Annotated in this window: 17 protein-coding genes; 6 read left to right on the forward strand and 11 right to left on the reverse strand. The window is 61.1% G+C overall.

What is annotated here, in order from left to right; genetic code table 11:
* Positions 1–21: 21 nt before the first annotated feature.
* From surE to ACMVPR_RS07890, 3 genes are read left to right on the forward strand one after another with little or no spacing between them, the layout of a single operon-like run.
* Positions 22–807: a 5'/3'-nucleotidase SurE gene (surE, locus tag ACMVPR_RS07880; protein ID WP_416882379.1), complete on the forward strand. Its 786-nt coding sequence runs from the start codon at positions 22–24 to the stop codon at positions 805–807.
* Positions 807–1,448 carry a protein-L-isoaspartate(D-aspartate) O-methyltransferase gene (locus tag ACMVPR_RS07885; RefSeq protein ID WP_300580934.1) on the forward strand — a complete coding sequence of 214 codons (642 nt, stop codon included), beginning with the start codon at positions 807–809 and terminating at the stop codon, positions 1,446–1,448. The genes surE and ACMVPR_RS07885 overlap by 1 nt, the downstream gene beginning before the upstream one ends.
* A gap of 58 nt (positions 1,449–1,506) precedes the next feature.
* Complete coding sequence (locus tag ACMVPR_RS07890; protein ID WP_416882380.1) at positions 1,507–2,703, forward strand: peptidoglycan DD-metalloendopeptidase family protein; 1,197 nt, start codon at positions 1,507–1,509, stop codon at positions 2,701–2,703.
* A gap of 38 nt (positions 2,704–2,741) precedes the next feature.
* Here ACMVPR_RS07890 and ACMVPR_RS07895 read toward each other — a convergent pair whose 3' ends face one another.
* From ACMVPR_RS07895 to ACMVPR_RS07905, 3 genes are read right to left on the reverse strand one after another with little or no spacing between them, the layout of a single operon-like run.
* A complete protein-coding gene (locus ACMVPR_RS07895) occupies positions 2,742–3,323 on the reverse strand; it encodes an RSP_2648 family PIN domain-containing protein (RefSeq protein WP_416882381.1) in 582 nt (193 codons plus the stop codon).
* Complete coding sequence (locus ACMVPR_RS07900; protein ID WP_416882382.1) at positions 3,320–4,516, reverse strand: RSP_2647 family RNA methyltransferase; 1,197 nt, start codon at positions 4,514–4,516, stop codon at positions 3,320–3,322. The genes ACMVPR_RS07895 and ACMVPR_RS07900 overlap by 4 nt, the downstream gene beginning before the upstream one ends.
* A gap of 51 nt (positions 4,517–4,567) precedes the next feature.
* On the reverse strand, positions 4,568–5,206 hold the full coding sequence (locus ACMVPR_RS07905; RefSeq protein ID WP_416882383.1) for a DUF6778 family protein: 639 nt from the start codon (positions 5,204–5,206) through the stop codon (positions 4,568–4,570).
* A 205-nt stretch (positions 5,207–5,411) separates the two neighbouring features.
* Between ACMVPR_RS07905 and edd the strand changes: the two genes are divergently transcribed.
* Both edd and eda read left to right on the forward strand, forming a co-directional pair.
* The gene (edd, locus tag ACMVPR_RS07910; protein WP_416882384.1) at positions 5,412–7,223 is read left to right on the forward strand and encodes a phosphogluconate dehydratase; all 1,812 of its coding nucleotides are present in this window, start codon (positions 5,412–5,414) and stop codon (positions 7,221–7,223) included.
* Positions 7,224–7,267: 44 nt separating this feature from the next.
* The gene (gene eda / locus ACMVPR_RS07915) at positions 7,268–7,909 is read left to right on the forward strand and encodes a bifunctional 4-hydroxy-2-oxoglutarate aldolase/2-dehydro-3-deoxy-phosphogluconate aldolase (RefSeq protein WP_416884636.1); all 642 of its coding nucleotides are present in this window, start codon (positions 7,268–7,270) and stop codon (positions 7,907–7,909) included.
* 47 nt (positions 7,910–7,956) lie between these two features.
* Here the strand turns inward: eda and ACMVPR_RS07920 are convergent, their stop codons facing one another.
* Positions 7,957–8,541, reverse strand: coding sequence for an HNH endonuclease (locus tag ACMVPR_RS07920; protein ID WP_292266997.1), 585 nt, complete (start codon positions 8,539–8,541; stop codon positions 7,957–7,959).
* Positions 8,542–8,708: 167 nt separating this feature from the next.
* Positions 8,709–10,343, reverse strand: coding sequence for a LysM peptidoglycan-binding domain-containing protein (locus ACMVPR_RS07925; protein ID WP_416882385.1), 1,635 nt, complete (start codon positions 10,341–10,343; stop codon positions 8,709–8,711).
* Between the two features lie 113 nt (positions 10,344–10,456).
* Between ACMVPR_RS07925 and ACMVPR_RS07930 the strand changes: the two genes are divergently transcribed.
* A complete protein-coding gene (locus ACMVPR_RS07930) occupies positions 10,457–11,008 on the forward strand; it encodes a TIGR00730 family Rossman fold protein (RefSeq protein WP_416882386.1) in 552 nt (183 codons plus the stop codon).
* Here the strand turns inward: ACMVPR_RS07930 and rarD are convergent.
* The 6 genes from rarD to ACMVPR_RS07960 all read right to left on the reverse strand — a co-directional run bounded on the left by rarD (position 10,915) and on the right by ACMVPR_RS07960 (position 17,487).
* On the reverse strand, positions 10,915–11,865 hold the full coding sequence (gene rarD / locus ACMVPR_RS07935; protein WP_416882387.1) for an EamA family transporter RarD: 951 nt from the start codon (positions 11,863–11,865) through the stop codon (positions 10,915–10,917). The two genes, ACMVPR_RS07930 and rarD, sit on opposite strands and share 94 nt — an antisense overlap.
* 73 nt (positions 11,866–11,938) lie before the next feature.
* Positions 11,939–12,586, reverse strand: coding sequence for a glutathione S-transferase family protein (locus ACMVPR_RS07940; protein ID WP_416882388.1), 648 nt, complete (start codon positions 12,584–12,586; stop codon positions 11,939–11,941).
* 70 nt (positions 12,587–12,656) lie between these two features.
* Positions 12,657–13,265: a superoxide dismutase gene (locus tag ACMVPR_RS07945; protein ID WP_416882389.1), complete on the reverse strand. Its 609-nt coding sequence runs from the start codon at positions 13,263–13,265 to the stop codon at positions 12,657–12,659.
* Between the two features lie 166 nt (positions 13,266–13,431).
* On the reverse strand, positions 13,432–13,839 hold the full coding sequence (locus ACMVPR_RS07950; protein ID WP_300580964.1) for a hypothetical protein: 408 nt from the start codon (positions 13,837–13,839) through the stop codon (positions 13,432–13,434).
* A gap of 65 nt (positions 13,840–13,904) precedes the next feature.
* Positions 13,905–14,477 carry a sarcosine oxidase subunit gamma gene (locus ACMVPR_RS07955; RefSeq protein WP_416882390.1) on the reverse strand — a complete coding sequence of 191 codons (573 nt, stop codon included), beginning with the start codon at positions 14,475–14,477 and terminating at the stop codon, positions 13,905–13,907.
* Complete coding sequence (locus ACMVPR_RS07960) at positions 14,470–17,487, reverse strand: sarcosine oxidase subunit alpha family protein (RefSeq protein WP_416882391.1); 3,018 nt, start codon at positions 17,485–17,487, stop codon at positions 14,470–14,472. The genes ACMVPR_RS07955 and ACMVPR_RS07960 overlap by 8 nt, the downstream gene beginning before the upstream one ends.
* Between the last annotated feature and the right edge of the window lie 56 nt (positions 17,488–17,543).

Genomic DNA, 17,543 nt, shown 5'->3' on the forward strand with positions numbered 1-17,543 from the left:
AACAAAAGCAAGGCAGAGCAGATGCGCATACTCATTACCAATGACGACGGGATCAACGCACCGGGCCTCAAGGTCCTGAGCCACATCGCCCACGACCTCGCCGGACCCAAGGGCGAGGTTTGGACCGTGGCCCCGGCCTTTGAACAATCGGGCGTCGGTCATTGCATCAGCTACACCCATCCGATGATGGTCAGCGAAATGGGCGAGCGGCGCTTTGCGACGGAAGGCAGCCCAGCGGATTGCGTGCTGGCGGGCCTGCATGACGTCATGGTTGATTGTCCCCCCGATCTTGTGTTGTCGGGGGTCAACCGGGGCAACAACTCGGCCGAGAACGCGCTCTATTCCGGCACTCTGGGCGGTGCGATGGAAGCCGCCCTTCAAGGCATCCCGGCGATTGCCTTGTCGCAATACTATGGTCCCGACAATGCGCAGGCCGACGACCCGTTCGACGCCGCGCGCGTGCACGGGGCCGAGGTGGTCCGGCGGATTCTTGCCCATGATCCCAAAGACCAGACCGGCTACCGCCTGTTCTACAACGTGAACTTCCCACCGGTGCTTTCCGCTAAAGTGAAAGGCACGCGGATCACCCCGCAGGGCATTCGCGAAGGCACCCGGTTTTCGGTTGAGCCGCACAACTCGCCGTCGGGCCGCCGGTTCCTGTGGATCAAGGGCGGCGACCAGCGTGCGCCCACAGCCCCCGGCAGCGATGCATCGGAGAACCTTGCGGGCTATATCAGTGTCACGCCGATGCGGGCCGATCTGACCGCCAGTGACCAGTTGGGCGCATTGCAGGACGCCTTCCTCTGATGGACGACGCGGAACTCAAGATGCAGTTCCTATATGCGCTCAGGTCGCGCGGCGTGACCAACGCGGCGGTGCTCACCGCGATGGAGCAGATCGACCGCGCCCCCTTCATTCGTGGCTATTTCGCCGAACGGGCCTATGAGGACATGCCGTTGCCCATCGCCTGCGGCCAGACCATCAGCCAGCCTTCGGTGGTTGGCTTGATGACCCAGGCGCTCGAAATCACGCCGCGCGACACGGTGCTCGAAGTGGGGACTGGGTCTGGGTATCAGGCTGCGATCCTGAGCCAACTGGCGCGCCGCGTCTACACGGTGGACCGCCACCCGCGACTGGTGCGCGAGGCGCGCGAAGTGTTTGACCAGCTGGGCCTGACCAACGTGACAGCCTTCACCGCGGATGGCAGCTTTGGCTTGCCGGACCAGGCCCCCTTCGACCGCATTCTGGTCACGGCCGCTGCCGAGGACCCGCCGGGGCCGCTGTTGGCGCAGCTCAAGGTGGGCGGCATCATGGTGCTGCCGGTCGGTCAATCGGATGCGGTGCAGCATCTGATCCGGGTGAGACGGACGCCCGAGGGGCTCGATTACGACGAATTGAGGCCAGTACGCTTTGTTCCGCTGGTCGAAGGGGTAGCCCGCGACGGGTAATCAAGGCATAATGGCGGGCGACGACCGGGGCACAACCGGCGCATTTGAGGATATCGACATGGCTGATCGCACAGTTTCCCGACATTTTGGTTTTAGAGTTGGCACCAGTCTTTCGCTTCTGGCGCTTCTGGCCGGCTGTTCCGAACCGATTGATATAGACATGCGCGGCTTGATGAATGGCGGCTTCAACACCGCGGACGCCGCCCGCGCTGCAACCGCCCCTCGGCCTCAGCCCGATGACCGGGGCGTGATCTCGTACCCCAATTACCAAGTGGCCGTCGCGCGACGGGGTGACACGCTGGCGCAGCTTGCGTCCCGCGTTGGGCTGCCCGCAGACGAGCTTGCCCGCTACAATGGCGTTCAGACCGGAGACACGTTGCGCGCGGGTGAAATCATCGCCCTGCCCCGCCGTGTGGCCGAACCGTCGCCCGCCACGGGTGCCGTGACCACAGGTCCGATCCGCCCCGCCTCCGAAATCGACATCACCACGCTGGCCAGCGACGCCATCGACCGCTCACCGGCGACACCGGCCGCAGCGCGTCCCGCCACGCCCCAGACAGGCGCGGAGCCGATCCGTCACCAGGTCAAGCGCGGAGAAACCGCGTTCACGATTGCCCGCCTTTACAACGTGTCGGTGCGGTCCCTGGCCGACTGGAATGGTCTGGACAGTTCGTTCACCCTGCGGGAAGGCCAATATCTGCTGATCCCTGTCGTCACCGCAGCAGCCCCGCGCGACGAGGTTACGCCTCCACCGCCTGGCGCAGGATCGCGCACACCGGAACCGCCCTCGGCATCGCTGCCCCTGCCGGACGAGCCTACGCCTCCGGCCGCAGCGCCTGTTGCCACGGTTGCGGCTGCGGCGCCTGTCGCCAATGTCGGAAACCAGACGTCTGCCAGTGCATCAAATGCCGCGATGGCCTTCCCGGTGCAGGGCAGCATCATTCGCGAGTATTCAAAGGGGCGGAACGACGGGATCGATATCGGCGCATCGGTTGGCACCGCCGTCAAAGCGGCTGCCAGCGGTCAGGTGGCCGCGATCACGCGCAACACCGAAGGCATCAACATTCTGGTCATCCGTCACCCGGACAATCTGCTGACAGTCTATACGCATGTGGACAATATCACGGTCGCCAAAGGTGATGCGGTAAGCCGGGGGCAATCGATCGCAAAGGTGGCTGATTTTGAACCGTCGCGGGTGCATTTCGAGGTGCGCAAAGGCTTCGACAGCGTTGATCCGATGGACTACCTGCGCTGAGCAACGCACCCCATTCGACAGTCGAACATAAACGATTTTTAAACGGGTGCCCGATTATTCTGCGAATAATCGGCGCCGCGGGACGCGATCATTTTGCCCAGACGCGGCAGGCGGGCTTTCTTCAACAGCTTGCGCACGTCCCAGATTTGTCCCGACAGACGGTTCGCTTCGTCATGCACCGCCACCACCGCACGTTCGACCGCGTCAGAGGCACTAACGTACAGCCCAACCAAAAGGTCGTCCGGATCGGACCGCGACAGCCCCTCTTCTGCAAGGATGTTGCGCGGGAAATCCTTGGCATTGACGGTCACGATCACATCGGCATGGCCAGCAATGGCGGCCGCAAGGACATGGACATCATTGGCATCGGGCAGCCACAACCTGGCCCGCAATCCGTCTGGTACCGACACGGTCGCTTTTGGCCAGCGCGCCGTGACCATGGCGATCTCGGCATCTGCCTGAACCTGTCCTTGGGGCCCCAACTTGGCCGCAGCACGAGACCATTCCCCCAAAATACGCTCCGACCATAGCGGCTCGAACAGTCCTTCTGCGGCGACCGCCAGCAAGACCTCTCGCATCACCGTCGGATAAAGGACACAGGCGTCGAGGCAGACTTTCACAGTCGGAAGAACAGCGCTTTGAGATAACCGGATTCCGCCAGTTGCGGCATCAAAGGATGGTCCGGTCCCGCTTGCCCCGTATGGATCAGTTGCGCGCGGCGGCCAGCCCGACCGATTCCCCGCAGGCAGGCACCGGTGAAGGCCGAAAGATCAACCGCATGAGAACAGGAGCAGAGAACGAGATACCCATCTTCTGCCACCAAGGGCGCGGCCAACCGTGCCACGCGCTCATAGGCACGCAGGCCGGCTTCGCGCGCGTTATTGGAGGGCGCAAAGGCCGGGGGATCGCAGACCACGAGGTCAAATTCTGCCTGCTCTTCCCCCAAAGACGTCAGGACAGCAAAGGCATCGCCCTTTGTGGTTGTCAGACGGTCACCCGCACCCATATGCGACGCGCCTTGGATCGCAAGCTCCAGAGCGGGGTCTGACCCATCGACGCAATGTGCCGACACCGCGCCACCTGCCAGACCAGCAAGGCCGAACCCCCCGACATGGGAAAAGACATCCAGCACCCGAGCCCCTTGGGCAAGACGCGCCGCGAAGGCGTGGTTTGGGCGCTGATCGAAGAAGAGACCTGTTTTCTGACCACCCATGAGGTCGGCCATGTAAGTCGCGCCATTCATCTCGACAGGAACCGCGGCTGTGGGCGCATCGCCCAAAAGCACGGCATCCACATCGTCCAGACCTTCAAGAGACCGTCCCCGCCCCCCTGCGTTCTTGAGGATGGTGGTCACACCGGTGACGTCGGCCAAGGCGGCGGTCAGGTCCGGTAAGAGCACATCTGCCCATGCGGCGTTGGGTTGCACCACGGCGATGTCGCCAAAACGGTCGATGATCACACCCGGCAAACCATCGGCTTCGGCATGGATGAGCCGGTAGTAAGGCGTCGGGAAAAGACGTTCGCGCAGCGACAATGCTTTGCGCAGCCGCTTCGCAAACCAATCCTGATCCGGATGCGCCGCCTCTGGGTTATCCAGAACACGACCGATGATCTTGGAATTCGGGTTCACCGCGACAAGCGCAAGCGGGCTGCGCTCGGCATCCTCCAGCACGGCGATGGTGCCGGGCGCCATGGCGCGGGTGCGGCGGTCAGTGACAACCTCGTTGGCATAGACCCAAGGATAGCCGCGCCGAATGGCTTGCGGTTTGGTTTTGGGCAGGAGGCGGATTACAGGTAAAGGGGACGGTGTCATACCGCCCCCTTTACGCCCCTCGCTCCAAAGGGGGAAGCCGTCTTTTTCGGCTCAGAGATCGTTGATGGCCTGCAAAAGACCAAGGTTTGCTGTGACATGCCCACCGGGCACCGTCAGTTCTTCTCGGAACACCTTCGAGAGATGCGCGACGATGCGCACCTTTTGGGTTTCGCCGCGCCCTTCGGCGGCCATGGCATCTTGCCCCCCAAGCGCGTCGAGATCCGCGCTGACCTCTTTGCTGGGGCCAATGGGCTGACCGGTGGCAACGTCGACGAGGCGATACCGGAATTCGATGTCATGGACGCCCCCCACCGTGTAGCGCGCCTTTTCAGAAAGCGCGTGGAACCGCATCACCTGCACATCGAGTCGCACCGGGCGCGCACCATCGATGCGCGTGGCGGCATCCCGAAGACCGGCCTCAAAGATCGCCTTGACCTGCTGATACCGGTCGCCACGCGGTTCACCGCGCCAGACGATGTCGCCGATTGGATAATACAGGTTGCGTTCGTTCACCTTGAGCGACCGTGGGACATTCACGGTGAAACTGTCGATCCGCACGTCAGGAGGCAAAGGCGCTCCAAGCATTGTGTCGTCCGGCATCGCGGACCGGGTCGCCGCAGGGACGCTGCCACAGGCTGTCAGTGTCACCAACAGAATCGCGGTCAACAGGGGTTTGATCAAGTTACGCATTTGGGTGCCTCTTTTTCTGGGCCTTGCTCGAATCCTCATGCAAAGACTGACGCGACAAATGGACCTGATCGGGGCGAAATCGGTACAATTTACAGCAAAATGTGACCGGCGTGCAGGCTTGCAGAGCCGGAGATTGACCTTTACTGTTAGCGCTAACCTCACTACATGAACCACCAACCAAAGGCTGATCTTGCGCGGAGGCAACATGGCACACACTCTGAATGATACGATCAAACGCGTGACCGATCGTGTTCAGGAACGGTCCGAAGCTCTGCGGGGCCGGTACATGGAGCGGATGCGTCAGGCCGCCGCCGAAGGCCCGCGCCGGGCCCATCTGAGTTGTGGCAACCAGGCCCACGCTTATGCCGCAATGGGACCGGATCAAAACAAGCTCGCGACCGAGCACAGCCCCAACATCGGCATCGTCACCGCTTATAACGACATGCTGTCCGCGCACCAACCCTTTGAAAAATATCCAGATATCATCCGAAACGCGGCCCGCGCGGCCGGTGGGACCGCACAGGTCGCAGGTGGTGTCCCCGCCATGTGCGACGGTGTTACTCAAGGTCAGGTCGGGATGGAACTGTCACTGTTCTCGCGCGATGTGATTGCTTTGGCCGCTGGTGTGGCGCTCAGCCACAACACCTTTGATTCAGCGCTTTATCTTGGCGTTTGCGACAAGATCGTACCGGGTCTCATCATTGCGGCCGGGACGTTTGGCTACCTGCCGGGCATCTTCATTCCCGCAGGCCCCATGCCCTCTGGCCTGCCGAACGATGAAAAGGCCAAGGTGCGTCAGAAATTCGCCACCGGTGAAGTTGGTCGTGACGAGTTGATGAGGGCCGAGATGGCCTCTTATCACAGCCCCGGCACCTGTACCTTCTACGGCACCGCGAATTCCAATCAGATGCTCATGGAATTCATGGGGCTGCATCTGCCGGGCAGCAGCTTTGTCAATCCGGGCACGCCTTTGCGCGAAGCACTCACTGTTGCGGCCACCGAACGGGCGCTGGAAATCACGCAGCTGGGCAATGATTATCGACCGGTCTGCGATGTGTTGGACGAAAAGGCCTTTGTGAATGGCATCGTTGGTCTGATGGCAACCGGCGGATCCACCAACCTCGTGCTGCACCTGCCCGCGATGGCACGTGCTGCCGGAGTGGATCTGCGGCTCGAGGATTTCGAGGACATTTCGTCCGTGACACCGCTGATGGCCAAGGTCTATCCGAACGGTCTGGCTGACGTGAACCATTTCCACGCGGCGGGCGGTCTGGGCTTTATGATCGGCGAACTGCTCAAGCACGGCCTTCTGCACGAAGAGGTCAAGACGGTGGCGGGCGACGGTCTGCATCTTTACACGCAGGAACCCAAGGTCGCGGATGGGCGCGTGGTCTATGGACCCGGTGCAGGCGAAACACAGAACGACAAGATCCTCCGCCCGGCCAACGATCCGTTCCAGTCCACGGGCGGGCTCAAACAATTGGAAGGCAATCTGGGCAAAGGCATGATGAAAACATCTGCCGTGGCCCCCGAACGTCATGTGATCGAAGCCAAAGCCCGTGTGTTCCATGATCAGGATGATGTGAAGGTCGCCTTCAAGAATGGCGAATTCACGGAAGACACGGTGGTGGTTGTCCGCTTCCAGGGCCCAAGCTCAAACGGGATGCCGGAACTCCATAGCCTGACGCCCACTCTTGCTGTTCTGCAGGATCGCGGTTTGAAGGTGGCGTTGGTCACCGATGGGCGGATGTCGGGTGCATCGGGCAAGGTGCCTTCGGCCATCCATGTCTCGCCCGAAGCGGCGAAAGGCGGCCCGCTGGCGCGTGTGCGGGATGGAGATCTGGTTAGGGTAGATGCGGTGAGCGGCCGGATCGACTGCCTGGCCGAAGACTTCGATCAGCGTGAGCCGGTCACGGCCGATCTGAGCGGTAACGGTCACGGGGTTGGACGCGAGCTTTTTGCGGCCTTCCGCGCGAATGTTGGCCTTGCAGAACATGGGGCTGGCGTCGTTGTTTAACGCATCACTTCAAATAGACCTTACAAGTATCAGGATTCGATATGATGACGCCCCTTCAAGCCAGTGTTGAAAGTGAAAAACTCTGCCGCCTTGCGCCGATCATCCCGGTGCTCGTGGTGGATGATGCCAGTGTTGCACGGCCCTTGGCCGAAGCCCTCGTGGCTGGCGGATTGCCTGTCTTGGAAGTGACGCTGCGCACGGACGCCGCTTTGGACGTGATCCGCGAGATGGCAAAGGTCGAGGGTGGGGTTGTCGGCGCGGGCACCCTGCTTACTCCACAGGACGTGCAGAACGCCGTGGCTGCGGGCGCACGCTTTGGCGTATCACCAGGTGCAACAGATCGACTGCTCGATGCGTGCGAAGCTGCCGATCTTCCACTTTTGCCGGGGGCCGCAACGGCATCCGAGGCGATGGCGCTGCTGGAGCGGGGCTATACCGTTCAAAAATTCTTCCCGGCCGAAGCTAATGGTGGCGCACCTGCGCTCAAGGCCATTGGCGCGCCGATCCCGCAGGTTCGGTTCTGCCCGACAGGCGGCGTTTCGCTCAAGAACGCGCCGGATTATCTGGGCCTGTCGAACGTGCTTTGTGCAGGAGGAAGCTGGGTGGCCCCGAAAGACCTTGTGACCAAGGGTGATTGGAAAGCGATCGAAGAGTTGGCCCGCGAGGCGGCGCAGCTTTCGAGGTAAACACCGGAAAGCGCGTTCAACGCGTGTCTATCGCACAAACTGGTGCGCTACGCCTCCAGCTCGGCGTCCCAGTAAAGGAAATCCATCCAGCTGTCATGCAGGTGGTTCGGCGGAAATTTGCGTCCCAAGTTCATCAATTCCTGCGCCCCCGGTTGACGCGGTGGTTTGCGCAGGGACAGGCCCGCCTGCCGCAGGCTTTTCGACCCCTTACGCAGATTGCACGGCGCACAGGCGGCAACGACGTTTTCCCAGGATGTGATTCCCCCCGAAGCGCGCGGCACGACGTGATCGAAGGTCAGTTCGCCCTTGGCACCGCAGTATTGGCAGAGAAATTCGTCCCTCAAGAAAAGATTAAAGCGCGTGAAGGCCACGCGCTTTTGCGGTTTGACGTAGTCCTTGAGCACCACGACACTCGGTATTCGGAGCGTCATAGACGGGCTTCGGACCACCTCGTCATATTCTGCGACGATATCGACCCTGTCGAGAAACGCCGCTTTGACCGCGTCCTGCCATGGCCAAAGCGACAGCGGATAATAGGACAATGGCCTGTAATCCGCATTCAGCACCAGCGCCGGGTGGTGCCGCAACGCACCCGGTTCGCGTACAAAAGCTGTTCTGAAATTGCCATCCATTGGGGGACTCGTCTCCTGCCCTGCCTGCCTGTTTCAGCCTCAGGACGGGCGCCCCGCCCCAATCTATGATCAACACTATATATCGCGGATGGCTACGGGCAAGCCCCGCAATATGCGGTGTTGTTGCACGGCTAGCCCAATAAAATCACAGCTGCGTGACAGAAGGGTCAATCAGGGATCGAAAACACCTGACCGGGGTAGATCAGATCCGGATCACGGATGCGGTCGCGGTTGGCTTCGAAGACTTTGACATAGGCCGGGCCTTCTCCGTAGCGGTCGCGTGCAATGGCCCAAAGCGTGTTACCGGGCTGAACGGTGACCACCTTGATGACAGACGGCCCCCCGATGCGATCCGCAGCTTGCGCCAAGACAACCGGATCTTCGCGACGGAACGGGCTTTCCACACGCGATGTCACGTCGCCAGAGGCATCCACCGCATCGACCCGTAATGTATAGGTGCCGGTGTCCACATCGGGCAGTTCGGCTCGCCATTGCCCGTCCGTGCCGATCTCGGTTGTGAGGATCGGCTGGTTATTGAGATAGACGCGCACAAATTCATCTGCCGTCCCGCGACCGGTCAGCGCGACCGCACCGGCATCTTCGTAGGTGATGGCGTCCAGTGCGATCTGGTCCAGCGCTTCGGGAGCGCTTTCGCCGGTTTGCAGCACGTTCACGCCCGCTTCGTTCGACAGGATCACCACAGGGGCCGCTGGTGCAGCTGTCGTTTCGACAACGGGTGATGCTGCCGCGGGTTCGGATTGAGGTGCAGGGTCAGCCTGCGCCAATTCGGAAATCGGTTCGGTCGCGTCACCCGTCGCTGGCGCTTCGGCTATTTGTTCGGGTGCCGTAGTCTCGACGGGTGCAGCCACAACATCTTCAGACGCCACAACTTCAGGCGCCGGTGCCACAGCAGTGGTTTCGGTCTGGTCCGGGGCCACCGTCGCTTCCGATGCAATGGTTTGTGTGCTCTCAGACGGCGCATCTGTGGTGTCTACTGGCGTATCGAGGGGTTGCCCTGCTGTTTCCGGTGCGGATTTGGTCGTTGCGATTGGCGCTACCGCCTCCGGCGCGGCCGCAACATCGACGGCTTCAGGCTGCGGGTCTGCCTGTGGTGCGGGTTCCGGTTCGGCGCTGGGTGCTGGCGCTTCGGCGGCGCGGATGACAGGGGCAAGGATCACCTGATCTGCGCTTTCAACGCTTCCCTGCTCTGTCTCGGACAAGAGGCTGACGACGCGCGGTGCGTCGCCGGGCGGGAGGTCGAGGAAGGCCACGAATTTCCCGGAACCGTCCACCTCGGCACGACCGGCTTCAACCCCGTCGACCAGAACAACCACGACATTTGCACCCGATGCGCGTCCTGCCACCAGCGTCTGACCATCCGGAGCGACCCGAACGATATCGAAAGCGGGGGCAACGGCTGCCGGCGCATCCTGCACATCGTCTTGAGTGTCCGCTACGTCATCGGCCGCTGCTGTGCTTTCATCTGTCGCGGCTTCGGCCTCCGCAACTGGAGTTTCTTGCGCTGGCTCAGGCTCAACGATGGCCGGTGTCGGTTCGGGATCGATCACCTCAACGACAGGTGCTTCCGCCTCGGGGCTTGGCACATTGACCGTCGAGGACGGCGCTGCGTCTGCATCAGGCTGAGGCTGTGGTTGCGCGACCAGTTCCGCTGGCGTCGTTTCGGCGCCCTTCTTCGGAAATAGAACGCCACTGGCATAAACTGCCAATGCCACCGCACCTGCGGCGGCCACGCCGCCCAGAACCAGCCCGGACGTGCCTTTTGCCAAAGCGAATTTACTCATTTTTCCCCAAGTGTCCGTGACAGAATGGCGATACGCCATTCCCGCAGTTGAGCGTATCTATCAAGGCAGGTATCACGAGGCAACTTCCCACCTCTCGTCAAGGACATGCGCCCATGATCTCGAAGTCCATCTGTGTCTATTGCGGCTCACGTCCCGGTCGAAACACCGCTTATGCTGCAGCAGCCGATGCGCTTGGCCGCGCCATTGCTGGCGAAGGCTGGCGGCTGGTTTACGGTGCGGGCGATGTCGGATTGATGGGCACCGTCGCACGCGCGGCGCAGGATGCGGGCGGCGACACCTTCGGTGTGATCCCGACGCATCTCATGAAACTCGAGGTGGGCAAAACCGACCTCACCCGTTTCATCATCACCGAAACCATGCATGAGCGCAAAAAGGTGATGGTGATGAATGCTGATGCCATCGTGGTTCTACCAGGCGGTGCCGGATCACTTGACGAGTTCTTCGAAGTGCTCACCTGGCGCCAGTTGGGTCTGCATGGAAAGCCGATCATTCTCTTGAGCGTGGACGACTACTGGGCACCGCTGACCGCGTTGTTGGACCATGTGGTCGATCAGGGCTTTGCCGATGCGTCGCTGCTGGGGTTCGTTGAGACCACCACTTCGGCTTCTGACACCATCACAGCCCTGCGCCGCGCCCTGTCCTGAGTGAACGCGCTGCTCGAATAGATCGCAAGCGCAGTCCAGATCAGCGCAAAGGCGATCATGTGAACGACGCCGAAGGGTTCACCAAAGATCAGCACCGCGACAAGGAACTGAAGCGTCGGGTTGATGTATTGGACAATGCCCACCGTCGACAGGGTCAGTCGCCGTGCGCCATAGGAAAACAGGATCAGCGGCAGCGCGGTGACCGGCCCCGACGCCATAAGCAAAAGCGACTGCGTCAGGTCCTGACCGAAGGCACCGCCCTGCCCTGCGTGCAGGTAGATCAGCCAACCCAGTCCCAATGGGCAGAGCAACAGCACCTCGGCCGAGACCGAAATGACAGGTCCCAGATCGAGCCGTTTCTTGATCAGCCCATAAAGGCCGAACGTGCTGGCCAGCACGAGCGAGATCCACGGAACGATGTGCAGCCCGATGGTGAGCGACATCACACCAGTTGCAGCAAGCGTGATCGCAACCCATTGCGTGCGGCTCAACCGTTCTCCCAGAACAACGCGACCGATCAGCACCGCGACGAGCGGAAATATGTAATACCCCATCGAAGCCTCGGTCGCGCGACCGGCGTGGATCGACCAAATGAACAAGAACCAGTTTACGGATATGAACAGCGCGGCCGCTGCGATCACCTTCAGCGATGCCGGGTTCCGAACCGCACCCCAAAGAACGTTCAACCGACGTTGGAGACCAATAACGATCCCAAAGAACACAAGCGACCAGACTGTGCGATGGGCCAACACTTCGTGCGAGGGAACGCCGCTCAACGCCTTGTAAAGCAAGCCGGACAGCCCCCAGACACAGCAGGCGGCGACCAGCGCAAGAACGCCTTTCTGGGTGTCTGTCATATTTTGGCCTCCACCCTCAGCGGTACTGGGCGGCGCAGGGATGCGCAAGGGAATCTGGTCACGCAAGTCCGGCTCAGAGCGCACCTTTCTGGTGCATGTAGTGCAACATCTCGGGGCGGTAGGCGGTCATCTCATCCGCGACGGCGGCATGGGCCAGCATTTGCGCGCGGTAAGTGGCGACTGCGTCCGGCCAATCCAAGGCGGGAATGACCGGACCTTCGAAAAGCGCGATCCATTCCAGCGTGACGATGGTTCCGCAATCCCCCATCCAAAGACGGTCTCTGGGCAGGTCAGACCGCGCCAGCATCACGCCCAATGCCGACAGTCGCTTGGTGATCAAGGCATGCGCTTCCTCAATCGCCACTTGGTCGCGCGCAGCAGGCGCAACATGTGGAAAGGTCAGGCGCAAAGCCGGTTCCAAGCGTGTGTCGGAAAACCGCGACCGTTCGCGCGAAAGCGCCCGGCCGATCAATGTGTCGGGCAGCATGGGCCGGTCGGGGAATTTTTCTTCAAGGTATTCTGCAATCGCCTCGCTGTCGGTCAGCACCAGATCACCATCGACCAGCGCCGGGATGTTGCCCGACGGCACGATCGACAGATAATCCGCCGATCCACCGCCTCCGGGGGGCGGCGCTTCTTCGAATGGGATCTGCTTATGCCGCAACAGAATGCGCAGCTTGGCACAGTAAAGCGAATGATCTGAGGTGTAGATGCGCAGCAAGTGTCACCTGTTCAAAATGCAAAAAGCCCTGTCGCAGTGACAGGGCTTTTCGATGTCAGTGTCAAACCGATCAGGCGTTCGACAGTCGCTCTGCCACGTTTTCCCAGTTGACGAGGTTGTCGAGGAAGTTGGCCAGATACGCCGGACGCTTGTTGCGGAAATCGATGTAGTAGGAATGCTCCCACACGTCGCAGCCCAGAAGTGCTGTCTGGTCAAAGCAGACCGGGTTCACGCCGTTCTCGGTCTTGGTGATCTTGAGAGTGCCGTCGGTATCGACAACCAGCCATGCCCAGCCAGAGCCAAACTGGCCTGCGCCAGCAGCAGAGAAGTCTTCCTTGAACTTCTCGACCGAGCCGAACGCATCGGCGATGCGCGACTCAAGCTCGCCCGGCATCTTGTTGTCGCCCGGGCCCATCATTTCCCAGAACTGATTGTGGTTCCACAACTGGCTGATGTTGTTGAAGATCCCGTTCTGAGCAACGGCAGAGGCGTTGTATGTGCCTTTGATGATCTCTTCCATCGACTTGCCGTCCCATTCGGTCCCGGCGATCAGCTTGTTGCCATTGTCGACATAGGCCTTGTGGTGCAGGTTGTGGTGGTACTCGAGTGTCTCTTTGGACATGCCTTTGCTGGCCAGCGCGTTGTGGGCGTAAGGCAGGTCAGGAAGTTCGAAAGCCATGGTGGTGTCCCCTCGTTGGTGCGTCAAATTACACAGGCATACCTGATGCGGCGTTACGCCGAGGTCAAGCCTCAGGTCGGCCTTCTTTTCCTCAACGCTCCGAAGGCGGCATTGGTTCACTCAATAAATTCGCCCAATCAGCGCAGTTGTAAATTGGGGACATGGATCAGCGGGAAGCAACCTGGCAGGAGCCGTATCCTTGGAAGCCATTTGCATATCCGAATGGGGTCGCCACGACATTCATGCGTTTCGCGGCTTTGACCCATGTGGCCCGATACTGCATCCGGGCCGTCTGTCCGCGCGAATCCTTAATTTTGACTTCCCAGCTAAAGGTAACGCGCTTGTTGTTTTCCGTAACAACCTGGCCTTCAATCGGTTTGCGATTGTTGAACGTAAGAACAATGTCATCCGAGATCACGACGCGGTCATTTGCAGGATCATGACCGACAAACAGGACTGCTGGAATCCACTTGGATGTCCCTGCTTCTTTCAATGCACAGGTATAGGTCGTTTGCGCAATGGCCGGGGTGGCCAGCATGAAAATTGTGCCGATTGATGCAATTAGTCGTTTCACTGTTGTCTCCGTCAATATCTCTTCGACGGAGAAGAACAGGCGAATTTGACCAACGCAAGTCTACTTTAAGACGAAAAGTGTCGGACAGCCGAATTTTCGTCGGCAGCGGTGCTGAGCAATTTGAACATATATGCAGCCACCGACCGGAAACAGACCACCCGCGCAGTGCTCACATCATCCATCCAGAACGCAGCAGCCACCTGTGCCATGCGCGTGCGGCGGACCATTCCGGGCTGGAATGCTTCCGGGCTCATATCCACGGGAGAGAGCTTGGCGATCACTTCGCGGAGTGCCCTGCCCTTGAGCTGGAACACCGCGCGGGCGTCCGAGACATTGACAACCAAGGCATGCGCGCCTGCCAGTTTGGCGACCAAGTCATTGGCTTTGTTCTGCGCCTCTTCATAAGGGCACAGCAAAAGCGCTTCGTCAGGCGACATCCAAAGCGCGCCCGCGTTGCCGTGGAAGGCGGTTTCGCGGGTGCCCGGCAGGGTCACGCCGAACACGTCCTTGACCGCATTGATGATGGTGGGATCGGTCAGATCTCCACGCAGGGTCACCATGCCCTGCCCAGCCAGTTCTTTGATCGTCACCAGACCCTCAAAGGATGCGCCACCCAGCGCCAGTGCCACGTCAGACATTCTGCTTCTCCCCCTCGGGATCAAAGAAGACCGGGTTCACGATCCGGGCTTTCTTGGGCGGGTTGCCGCCATTGGTGAAGGTGATCACGTCGCCCATCCGGTCAGGCCCGTTCAGGACAAGCCCCATCGCAATGCCCTTGTTCAGGGTCGGGCTGAAATAGGTCGAGGTCACTCGACCTTCGGTGTTGGTCTGGCCGTTTTCGTTAGTACCTTCGGCAATCGCATAAGCGCCGTCCTGCAGGACCGACCCATCCAGAGTTTCCAGACCCACCAGCTTCCAGCGTTTGGGATCGGTCATGTGCGACCGCGCTTGTGCGCGTTTGCCGATGTAGTCTTCCTTCTTCTTCGAGATCGCCCAGTCGAGGCCCAGATCCTGCGGGATCACCGTACCGTCGGTTTCGTCGCCGATCATGATGAAGCCCTTTTCGGCCCGCATGATATGCAGCGCCTCGGTGCCGTAAGGCGTGATGTCCCACTCCTTCCCGGCCTCGATCAGTTTGTCCCAGAACGCGCGGCCCAGATTGGCGGGCACGGCGATTTCATAGCTGAGTTCACCAGAGAACGAGATGCGATAGGCCCGCACGGGGAAGCCGCCCAGTTCGCCGTCTTTCCACTCCATAAAGGCCAGCGCCTCTTTGGACACCTCCATGCCGCCCAGCTTTTCCAAGAGCTTGCGGGCGTTGGGGCCCACGACAGCGACCTGTGCGAACTGTTCCGTGGCGTTGACGGTCCAGACCTTCCAGTCCCACCATTCGGTTTGCAGCCACTCTTCCATATGGGCATGGATGCGGTCCGCGCCGCCGGTGGTGGTGTGGCAGAGGAACGTGTCCTCGTCGATCCGCGCGACCACGCCGTCATCGGTCAGGAACCCGTTTTCGGTGCACATCAGCCCATAGCGGCATTTGCCCGGTTTCAGCGTGCTCATCATGTTGGTGTAGAGCATGTCGAGGAAACGGCCCGCGTCCGGCCCCTTGACGATGATCTTGCCAAGGGTCGAGGCGTCTAGCAGGCCGAGGCTCTTGCGGGTGGCAAGCACTTCGCGGTTCACCGCGTCATGCACGCTTTCGCCCTTGCGCGGGAAGGCATAGGGACGCCGCCAATGGCCGACCGGTTCCCAATGCGCACCGTTGGCTTCGTGCCAGCCGTGCATCGGGGTCTTGCGGATCGGCTGAAAAATCTCGCCGCGCGCTTCACCGGCGATCGCGCCCATCGAGATGGGCGTGTATGGCGGGCGGAAGGTGGTTGTGCCGACCTGCGGAATCTCTGCATCTAATGCATGAGCAAGGGTCGCAAGACCGTTGATATTGCTGAGTTTGCCTTGGTCTGTCGCCATGCCGATCGTGGTGTAGCGCTTGGTGTGTTCGACGCTCTCGAACCCCTCTTGCGCGGCCAGTTGCACGTCCGAGACCTTCACGTCGTTCTGATAGTCGAGCCATGCTTTCATGCGCAGTTTCTTCTGCGCGCCCTGCGGCATCATCCAGACCGGAACAAGCGGCGCTTCATCGGGCGCATCGCCGGTTGGCGCGGCGCTGTCGCCCTTTTCTGCACCGACACGCTCTGCGGCGGTTTTTCCAGCGTTAGCAGCGTTCTGCAGCACGTCCTTAAGATGGAACGCACCGTCGGCAGCACCAGATGCGATGACAAATGCCTGCCCATCATGGCTGGTCGGTGCGCGGTCGTGATCGGGGCGGAAGGCGGCCTGATATGCATCCCATGTCAGCTTGCCGCCGCAATGGGACCAGAGATGCACCACCGGCGACCAGCCGCCGGACATAGCGACGGCATCGCAGAAGATCTCTTCCAGCACTTCGCCTTCGCCTGCCTGCACGCCGCGGCAGACGGAATGCACACGTTTCGCGCCTTTGACCTTGACCGCTGCCGCGCCGGTTTCGACCCGGATGCCAAGCGCCTTGGCCTCGTCCATCAGCGCGCCACCCCCCTGCGGACGGGCGTCAAGGATCGCGGGCACCTTGAGACCCGCCAGCACCAGCGCAATCGCGGTGCGGTAGGCGTCGTCATTGTTGGTGACGACAACCGTGCGGTCACCAGGGCTGACGCCGTAGTTCACGAGGTAATCGCGCACCGCAGAGGCCAGCATCACGCCGGGAATGTCGTTGCCCGCGAAAGACAGCGGGCGTTCGATGGCCCCGGTTGCGGTGATGATCTGGGCCGCACGGATGCGCCACAGGCGGTGGCGCGGGCCGGGGGCTTCGGGCGCATGGTCGGTCAGACGTTCGTAGCCCAGCACGTAGCCGTGGTCATAGACGCCCGCGCCCATGGTACGGGTGCGGATCTGGGCGTTGGGCATCGCCTCAAGCTCGGCGCGAGCCTTCTCGACCCATGCCTCGGGCGTCATCCCGTCGATGGTGCCGCCATCGACCGGGGCACGCCCCCCCAAATGGGCGGTCTGCTCCAGAAGAAGCACCTTTGCCCCGGCGCGGGCGGCGGTCAGAGCGGATTGCAAGCCAGCAACCCCGCCGCCGATCACCAGAACGTCCGTAAACGCGTAGAAATGCTCGTAGCGGTCTTCGTCGCGGGCCTCTGCATCCGGGGCTTTGCCCAGACCGGCGGAGTGGCGGATGAAGGGTTCGTAGATCCATTTCCAGAACGGGCGCGGATGAATGAACATCTTGTAATAGAAGCCCGCGCTCAAGAAGCGGGCAAGCACGTTGTTGACGATGCCGATGTCGTAATCGAGCGACGGCCAGTGGTTCTGGCTGGTGGCGGTCAGGCCGTGGAAAATCTCGGTCGTCGTAGCACGCTGGTTCGGTTCAAGCTGATTGCCTGTCCCAAGATTGACCAGAGCGTTGGGTTCCTCGGATCCCGACGCCACAACGCCGCGCGGGCGGTGGTACTTGAAGCTGCGCCCCATCAGCATCTGGTCATTGGCCAAAAGCGCCGAGGCGAGCGTGTCGCCCTTGTAGCCCTTCATCAGGGTACCATTGAACTTGAAGGACACAGGCCGGTCGCGATTGATCAGGCGGCCCTGGGTTTGAACGCGGGTGCTCATAAGTCAGACCTTGGCGCTGGCGGAAGCGTCGGAGCCTCCGGCGGGAGTTTTCTTGG

The sequence above is a fragment of the Marivita sp. genome (assembly GCF_048006345.1).
In the GTDB taxonomy this organism is placed as follows: Bacteria; Pseudomonadota; Alphaproteobacteria; order Rhodobacterales; family Rhodobacteraceae; genus Marivita.